This is a genomic window from bacterium, assembly GCA_037131655.1.
GTDB lineage: Bacteria > Armatimonadota > Fimbriimonadia > Fimbriimonadales > JBAXQP01 > JBAXQP01.
Genome location: JBAXQP010000092.1, coordinates 1 through 9,106 on the forward strand (window position 1 = coordinate 1; position 9,106 = coordinate 9,106).

Here is a 9,106-nt window from a genome sequence, read left to right on the forward strand (position 1 = left end):
ATAAACAACAGGCCTCACTAGCTCAACGGCTGGACATCACTGATAATATCCGCCTCTATGACCCAAGCAATATGACCGATCTTGTCATCTCGTTCCCCGAACAGTGTCGACATGCGATCGATATCGGTCAGCAAATCGACATCGATCCTCCGAACAAGATTAAGTCCATTTTAGTAACCGGACTCGGTGGATCAGCTGTTGGGGGGGATTATCTCCAGATTCTTTTCAATCGATTCGGAAGCATTCCCGTAGCTGTTAATCGAGATTACGACATCCCCAGTTGGGTCAATAAAGAAACATTAGTATTTGCCAATAGCTACTCAGGCAATACGGAAGAAACCCTCTCAGCCTATTCACAAGCTAAAGTAAAAGGCGCTCATGTTTTTTGCCTAACAAGCGGTGGTCAACTGATGAGCCGCGCCAAAGATGACGGCTATCCAGTCATCACAATCCCCGGAGGTCAACCGCCAAGAGCTTCTCTTGGTTATATGTTCCTGCCAATGGTGATCATGTTTATGAAGTGGGGTTGGCTGCCGATGGGGAATTCTTCCCAACACACTTTTGATCAACTTACAGGCTTACGAGATGATGCCAATATCGATATTCCAACCGAAATAAACTTTGCTAAACAGCTAGCAGTAAACCTTTTTGGAAATCTCCCTCTCATTTATGGCGAAAGCTACAAGGCTGTTATCGCCAATCGCTGGAAGTGCCAATTTAACGAGAACACAAAAATATTGGCCTATTCAAACGCCTATCCAGAACTAACTCACAACGAAATAATGGGTTGGGAACAAGCGAAACTGCAAGCGGATAATCTAGCGGTATTAACTCTTACCGACGGTCTGGAAAGTCCAAAGATGAAAACGAGAATGCATGTCATGACAGAGAAGATGAACTCTGCAGCATTCCAGCAAGTAATAGAATTCAACGTAAAACATTCCGGCGGCTCCGAAACCGGCGATTTCCTGGACCGAATGCTAAGAATGACTTACCTTGCCGACTTCGTCAGTATCTACCTAGCTGCCCTCTACAAGGTAGATCCCTACATTATCGGCTCGATAAATGACTTGAAGAGCGCTTTATCGGTTGTTAAGTAATAACTGTTGTTTCTGTGATAGTTTGCATAAACTTTCAAGCAGATAGCCACGGGCACAAATACCTCCCATAGACACTTTTGACAAAGATAATGGGCGGCCCTAGTGGGGCCGCCCATTATGAAGTTGACCGAGAATAACTTACCCTAAAATTCCGCGTTCTTTGGAGTTCGTGGAAATGGGACTACGTCGCGAATGTTCTTCATCCCCGTAAGGAACATCATCATTCTCTCAAAACCAAGTCCAAAGCCTGCGTGCGGGGCGCTGCCGAAGCGGCGAAGGTCTAGGTACCACCAATAAGCGCTCTCATCCAATCCCTGTTCGCGAATACGTTCGACAAGAACATCATACCGTTCCTCACGCTGGCTTCCGCCGATAATCTCGCCTATACGAGGCACTAGCACATCCATCGCACGAACCGTCTTATCGTCCTCATTCACGCGCATATAGAAGGCTTTTATAGACTTTGGATAGTCCGTCACGACCACCGGTTTCTTGAAAAGCTTTTCAGTCAAATACCGCTCGTGCTCAGTCTGAATATCCATTCCCCACTCGACAGGGAATTCAAAAGTCTCACTGGATTTAAGCAACAAATCAATAGCATCGGTATAAGTGATGCGCTCGAACTTCGATTCCAATACATGATTCAGTGTTGAAATTACAGTTTCATCAATCCACTTGTTAAAGAATTCCAGATCGTCAGGACATTCATCCATTACGCGCTTGATGCAATACTTGAGGAACTCTTCTGCAAGCTGCATATCGCCTTCGAGGTCACAAAAGGCCATCTCCGGCTCGATCATCCAAAATTCTGCCAAATGGCGAGGGGTATTAGAGTTTTCAGCTCTAAAAGTGGGACCGAAAGTATAGACATCGCTGAAAGCCATAGCAAATATCTCGCCTTCGAGTTGACCGCTAACCGTCAGAAAAGCCGGCTTACCGAAGAAGTCGTCATTATAATTAATACGGCCATCTTCCGCTCTAGGCAAGTTCATCATATCAAGAGTGGTCACCCCAAACATCGCCCCAGCGCCTTCACAATCCGATGCGGTTATGATAGGAGTCTGAACATACATGAATCCGCGCTCTTTGAAGAACTGGTGAATGGCAAAGGCGAGCGAGTTACGCACACGAAAGACCGCGCCAAAAGTATTTGAACGAGTTCGAAGGTGAGCGATTTCACGCAGGTATTCGAGCGAATGCCGCTTTTTTGAAAGAGGGTATGTCGTCGCATCAGCCGACCCGAGTACTTCGATGCTTTCCGCTCTAAGTTCAACCGCTTGACCTGCCGCCGGTGATTCAACCAAAGAACCTTTCACTGACAAGCAAGCGCCTGTAGTTACCTGCGATAAAACATCAGCCGGTACAACCCCCTCAGGAATAACCACCTGCAAATTCTTGAAGCACGAACCGTCATTAACTTCGGCAAATGAGACAGTCGCAGAATCTCGTCGAGTACGAACCCATCCATTGAGTATTAGCTCTGTCCCTACCGGTTGTTCAAGCGCCTGCTTAACACGAATTCCCCGATTTATCATCATTTCTCCTATTAAATTCACGTTTGTACAAACAATTATAGCAGAGGGCTTGAACTCGAATCAAACTTAGTGACGACGACGCTATGGGTATATTTCACATCAGGTAGAATGAAAATACTATGGCTGAAGAGAAAAAGAAATTCAAAGTGGCGTTGGCAAATGCTTATGGGTTTTGTTTTGGGGTGCGTCGGGCGGTGCAGATTGTTGAGCAAGCTCGGCAAGAGCGATTTGGAAAGCTGACAACCCTTGGGCCAATCATCCATAACCCACAGGTTGTCAATAAGCACCAGCAGATGGGCATCGAGTTGGCAGCTAATCTCGAAGACATCTCTGATGGCACCGTAGTCATGTCCGCTCATGGAGTTCCACCAAGTACTATCCAACGAGCAAAAGAACTCGGGCTTGATATAATCGACGTTACCTGCCCCTTCGTCGTCAAAGTCCACCGCGCCGCCAAAATAATGGCGCAAGAAGGCTACACTATTGTAATTGTAGGCGACAAAGGCCATAGTGAAGTCAAAGGGGTGCTTGGCACGGTTGAATCGGTCGGTGGCAAGGTCTTTGTTGTCTCAACACCGGAAGAAGTTGCCGATCTGCCAATTGGCAGAAAAGTCGGCGTTGTTTGCCAGACAACCCAAAAGGCATCCAACTTTGCAGCCGTTCTGGGAGAAATCGCCCTCCGCTCGTACGAAACACGCTCCTACAATACAATCTGCGGCGCAACCGATGAGCTTCAATCAGCGGCACTGGCTCTAAGCAACGAATCGGATGTCATCCTGGTTATTGGCGGTAAAAACAGCGCCAATACTCGCCGTTTACGAGATATCTGCGAATCGCATGGGGTGCCCACATATCATATCGAAACCAGAGATGAAATTCAGCCTGAATGGCTCGAGGGCAAGAGCGTTGTAGGAGTAACCGCCGGCGCTTCAACTCCAGATTCCGTAATTAATGATGTTTTAGACTGGCTTTCATGTGGCGAGGTTCGCGTCCCAGAGAATAAAAAGCCATATGATATTCCACGCGACACGAAATAAATAACAAAACTTTTTCAATTAGCTTCAACTCTCTCCCGCACATTACCTAGTGATCATAACAGGGTGCACCGATAATTTGTTTTGGCACAGCCATCCTGGTCAAATGACCAGGTCGCCTGATGTTAATTCGCAGGAGGTAGTCCTGGATGAGATTACGCCAGACCAGCACTGCACGGTTGGTACCTATCAGTGTCGCTAGTGAAATCACCGGTGTAGAAGTACACACATTACGCTATTGGGAAAAGGAATTCAATGAGTTCTTCGATCCCGTTCGTACAACCGGTGGACAACGCAGGTATCGACCTGACGACATCGAGGCGGTGCTTTGCATCAAACGTTTACTCAAAGACGAGATGTATAGCATTGCAGGTGCACGCAGAGCGTTGCGCGCACGAAAAGAGCGCCAGGTGGCTTAATTGTCAACTTGGCGCCTTGATAGCTTATTTATATTGTTTTTTGAAATGAAGCTTTCAGGAAGCAGGCGCATAGATGAAACGATCTGCCTGCTTCCACTATCCCCTTAATCAGAAGGTGGACTATGATATCCAAAGCCAATCAATCCGCTTCCAAGAAAAGAACGAAAAATCCAACTCCAACAATCGAAGAGTTTATCGCTCTCGGCCGTAACTATATGGAAGCTAGCGATTTCGTTAATTTCGAAAAAACACACGCCAAAGCTCTAAAATTTTATCCTAACGAACCGGAACTGAATTATCAGGCCGGTTTTGTGCGTTTATATAACAAACAGGAAGATGACGCTTTGGAACCGTTCCTTAAAGCATGGGCTTCGGATGACAACAAGGAACGAAACGCACGAGCTTTACTGATCTTACGCGATTACTTCCTATGTAAGGCAGATTGGTTAAAACGCCGAAGGGGATTGCCGACTACAAATCTACAAATTAAACAAGCACGCCAAAGCGCAAAGATCATTAAAGAGACTCTGGAAGCATCCGGCTTGACGGTCAATGATAATGAACCAGTTGGAGGCTCTCTTTCACTTTGTATGATCGTTAAGAATGAAGAACGGTTCTTGGCACAATGTTTGGATAGTGTAAAAGGACTGGTGGATGAAATTGTTCTTGTAGATACAGGTTCTACCGATAAAACCGTTGAGATAGCAAATAAATATGGCGCAAAGGTTTTTTATTCGGATTGGACAAACGATTTTTCAGCGGCTCGAAATGTCTCATTATCGCATGCGACATGTGATTGGGTCTTGGTGCTCGATGCGGATGAAGCTTTGGACATTGGCAGCTTCCCAATCATTGAGGAAGCTATCTCAAGACCGCAATTTGGTGGATACTTAACCTCCATCCTCAGCTATCTTAATGCTAATAACAAGAACGATGTCTTCACACACCCCACTGTGCGCCTTTTCAGACGTTTGAGCTGCGCTAAGTTTGTGGGCAGTATCCATGAACAGGTAATGGCATCAATCAATGAACCTGGACACCAAATCGGATTTCTTTATGGAACATCAATCCTGCACTATGGATATGAAAAGACAATATCGGCTGAGAGAAAAAAGAATGAACGCGCCATTGAAATGCTCGAGAAAGAAGTCAAAAAGAACCCGGATAACCTCTTCCAGATTTTTAATTTAGCAAACACCTATTATTGCGATAAGCAGTATGTAAAAGCCATCGAGATATTATCGAAGAAAGCTGAGCTTATCCCATTAGACTGGTCGATAGCTCCTGCTACATATCATATCTGGGCCGCTGCGCTTGTGGAACTACATCGAGAAGAGGAAGCGCTTAAAGTTGCCGATATGGCATCGAAATTTTCGTTAGGTATGCCTCCGCTTCTATATTTGAGAGCATTGTCACTCCTTCGGCTTGAAAGATATGAAGATGCTCTAAAACAGATACGTCTGATACGCGAAACGAATTGGACAAGCGAAGCGGTGGGTGATTTAACAGTAATGACCTACAAAGCGGATGCCGTTGAAGGTCAAGCGCTGGTTGAGTTAAAGCGATATGATGAAGCCGAACCCATCTTATTGAAAGCCTATAAACAAGCGCCTGACTACCCTGCAATCCCATATGCCCTTGGAAAACTATATGGAATCAAGGGTCGGCTGGATAAAGCGGATAAGTTGCTGCGAAGCGCAGCCGCTAACAGTGAATACGCCGCTCCTGCCCTTAGTACTTTGGCCGATTGTTATATTGAACAAGGTTTAAAGTCAAAAGCTGCTGCAGTATGGGGCGAAATTTGTGATATTCTGCCTAATGATATTTCATTCTGGCAAAAATGGAATTCCCTCGCAGAAGAGGCGCAGGATCATTTCCAGATAGTGCTCTCATACCAGTGGCTCTCTTCTCATGGCCCAATGATAAGTACGCATTACGTGAATTGGGGACGCGCTCTTGTAGCGTTAGGACAATTTGAAGAGGCCCTCCAGAAATATAAAGTTGCCATAGAAGCCAACCCAGATGCAAATGCATTCTTCAACGCCGGAGACCTACTATATCATCTTGGAGCCTATAATGAGGCTTATAATACCTATCAAATCGGGCTTGAGATGGACAGCAAGTGTACAGAAGGTTGGTTTATGCTCGGAAATAGTTTATTACAGATGCAAATATACGACGCTGCTCGCGTAGCTTTTAAACAAGTACTAACTCTTTCACCCAACCATGAAGCAACGATCGATACTCTTGATCTCTTAGAAGAAGCAACAAAACAAGCGGTTTCTTAAAGGAATTATAAACTTTCCACTCGAAGCTTCGGCAGAAATACTGCCGAAGCTTCTTTGCATATCAAGATATAACCCCGCAAATCCTCAATCCTAATCCAGATGCCCCCTCCCTTCCCTGCCCCGCACAGAGTCGGGAAAAGGGTTTCGGATTCTGCCTTTCGCCTTTCGCCTTTAGCCATTCGCCTAGTCTGACCAGTGGATGACTGCACCGATAACGTCGGGGGCATTGTTTTTATTGATTCGATCGTACAAATCAGGCGCTTCTTCAGGGGTAACGCAATGGGTTATCGTTTCTTCCCATTTCAGCGTTCCCATCGCCATCTGTTTTGTGACGGCTCTTCGGCAAGGCTCAAGGCCATCGTTGCAGGGGTAATACATCTCGAGCATTTTCCCATGCGGCAAACCAAAGTTGAAAGATACTTGTGAACCATAATTGCCTTGCCAAACGAATTTCCCGCGCTCACGGCAGAGTTGCATCGCAGGCTCAACTAGTTCAGGAATGCCCGTTGCCTCAAAAACCACATCCGCGCCATTCTTTCCAAGGCTCCTCAATTCAACATTAGCATCTTGCTTGGAGCTATTAACGAGGTAATCTGCGCCAAATTTCTTGGCCATTGCAAGCCGCTTGTCATCGATATCAACCGCCATCACTACCGCTCCACGAGCGGTACATGCGGCAACCACCCCAAGGCCAATAAGGCCAACCCCATGAACGACAACGATATCGCCCATTCTAACTCCAGCCATATCCGTGCCGAAAAAACCAACCGCTGGCATCACGAACATACCCGCCACAGCCATGTTAATCCCTTCGGGAGCATGGGCGCATCCATGAGCTTTCTTTGGGTCCATTAGAGTATAAGCACAGTGCGTTCCTGCCGCAGAGGATACAGGCGAACCGTCAGCCAAGGTCATCTTTGAGCCGTCACGATAATAAATCTTATCGCCGACTTTAAAGTCCTCGACTTCACTTCCTGCCCAATCAACCACCCCGGCACCTTGATAACCAGTGCATAGAGGGTATGGCCCCCAATTAAGCTTGCCGCGAATGATCGCAAACTCCGTTCCGATACTAACACCAGTATATAATGCGCGAACAAGAATATCTTTCGAAGTCGGTTCCGGAAGAATCACATCAGAGAGGGTAAAGTTCTGCTTTTCATCACAAATAAGTGCCTTCGTTTGCATAACAACTCCTTCATCCAAAGCCAAGCCGTAACTAGGCTTTATTGCTGACTAAAGTATAGACCACTGCAAGTTAGGATTTCTATTAACCAAAGGGAAAGAGCTAGCATTCAAAGATATTTATGAGCCTAAAGACAAGACAACTCTTTAGAGCAATTCTTGATATGCTCACTATCTACCATTTCTCATTCCTGTCGTTGACTCTCCACTCCCCTGCCGGTAAACTATAGCTCAGTTTAAGGGTTTGCTTTAAATCAGGAGGATTTCATGACCGCAAAAGAACGCTTTTATTTAGCTTTGAACCATAAAGAAGGGGATCAAATCCCCATGCAAGATAGCCCTTGGAGCACTACCATTGAGCGATGGCGCAAGGAGGGAATGCCTGATGTATGGGTTGATGACTATTTCGGTTTCGACCATATGCGGGGGCAAAACGGTGATACCGGATTCCGCATGGAAACTGAAGTCATCGAAGAGACCGATGAATTTATTATCGTGCGTAATGGCAACGGCGCCATCACAAAGAACTGGAAGCACACCACCTCCACACCGGAAATGATTGACTTCACCATTAATTCACGCGAAAAGTGGGAAGAATACAAACCGCGGTTGGCCTGGGCCGATGATCGTGCAGATAAGGACCCTTCCACAAACAAGGGTTATCATGAAGCGGGTGATTGGGTGAACTTCAGCGATGCTATTGGCTATGATCGCACACAAGCTATCGTAGGCTCCGAGCGATTGTTAACCGCTATGGCTGAAGACCCGGATTGGGCTAAAGATATGTTTATGACCTGTGCTCTGCTTATCCGCCAGGTTGCTGAACAGATGGTCACCAATGGCTACGAATTCGATGGCGCATTCCTTTACGATGATGTGGGCTACCGCAACGGCGCTCTTTTCTCGCCGCGCATGTATCGCGAAATGATTCAACCTGCTCATAAGCACGTATGCGACTTCTTCCGTTCTAAGGGCAAACCGGTCATTCTCCATAGCTGCGGTTGTGTCAAAGAGCTTATTCCCGATATCATCGACGCCGGATTTACCTGTCTGCAGCCGCTCGAAGTGAAGGCGGGGATGGATGTTATTGAACTCAAGAAAGCCTACGGTGACAAGCTGGCCTTTATGGGCGGTATTGACGTTCGCAAAATGGCGCATCCCGATCCGAAGTTAATCGAAGAAGAAATCGTCACCAAAATCCCCTTCGCGATGAAGGGCGGCGGTTATATTTATCACTCCGACCACTCAGTGCCGGATAACATCAGCTTCCAACAGTATTGCCACGTCATTGACCTGGTCAAAAAGTACGGAAAATACTAGAAACTTTAACTTCACTTGATCGCTGCATCAGGTTTAGCTTAGCGATGGATACCGTTGCGGAATGTGCGGAAATAGCGTGCAGTACACCGAACTGGCAAAAGCCTCGGTGTACTGCATTTACTATATGATCACTCATGGGTCGAGTTAACTTCGCCAACACCTCAACTCATCTGCTATAATGAATTACGTAAAGGGGAGTAGCTACTTCGGGTAGAGTCAACATAC

The 9,106-nt window shown here is 46.4% G+C and carries 7 protein-coding genes; 5 read left to right on the forward strand and 2 right to left on the reverse strand.

From position 1 onward, the window contains the following. A partial coding sequence (locus tag WCO51_05905) for a bifunctional phosphoglucose/phosphomannose isomerase (GenBank protein MEI6512792.1) occupies positions 1-1,100 on the forward strand: 1,100 nt, incomplete at its 5' end. A gap of 143 nt (positions 1,101-1,243) precedes the next feature. On the opposite strand, the gene asnS is transcribed toward WCO51_05905, so the two are convergent. After that, the gene (gene asnS, locus WCO51_05910) at positions 1,244-2,635 is read right to left on the reverse strand and encodes an asparagine--tRNA ligase (protein ID MEI6512793.1); all 1,392 of its coding nucleotides are present in this window, start codon (positions 2,633-2,635) and stop codon (positions 1,244-1,246) included. A 119-nt stretch (positions 2,636-2,754) separates the two neighbouring features. On the opposite strand from asnS, the gene ispH reads away from it, so the two are divergent. The 3 genes from ispH to WCO51_05925 all read left to right on the forward strand — a co-directional run bounded on the left by ispH (position 2,755) and on the right by WCO51_05925 (position 6,376). After that, positions 2,755-3,672 carry a 4-hydroxy-3-methylbut-2-enyl diphosphate reductase gene (gene ispH / locus WCO51_05915; protein MEI6512794.1) on the forward strand — a complete coding sequence of 306 codons (918 nt, stop codon included), beginning with the start codon at positions 2,755-2,757 and terminating at the stop codon, positions 3,670-3,672. Positions 3,673-3,818: 146 nt separating this feature from the next. Next, a complete protein-coding gene (locus tag WCO51_05920) occupies positions 3,819-4,088 on the forward strand; it encodes a MerR family transcriptional regulator (protein ID MEI6512795.1) in 270 nt (89 codons plus the stop codon). Between the two features lie 122 nt (positions 4,089-4,210). After that, positions 4,211-6,376, forward strand: a complete 2,166-nt coding sequence (locus tag WCO51_05925) for a glycosyltransferase (GenBank protein ID MEI6512796.1) — start codon at positions 4,211-4,213, stop codon at positions 6,374-6,376. A 183-nt stretch (positions 6,377-6,559) separates the two neighbouring features. Here the strand turns inward: WCO51_05925 and WCO51_05930 are convergent, their stop codons facing one another. Further along, positions 6,560-7,564: a zinc-binding dehydrogenase gene (locus WCO51_05930; protein ID MEI6512797.1), complete on the reverse strand. Its 1,005-nt coding sequence runs from the start codon at positions 7,562-7,564 to the stop codon at positions 6,560-6,562. 264 nt (positions 7,565-7,828) lie between these two features. On the opposite strand from WCO51_05930, the gene WCO51_05935 reads away from it, so the two are divergent. Continuing rightward, positions 7,829-8,881, forward strand: a complete 1,053-nt coding sequence (locus WCO51_05935) for a uroporphyrinogen decarboxylase family protein (GenBank protein MEI6512798.1) — start codon at positions 7,829-7,831, stop codon at positions 8,879-8,881. Positions 8,882-9,106 lie beyond the last annotated feature (225 nt).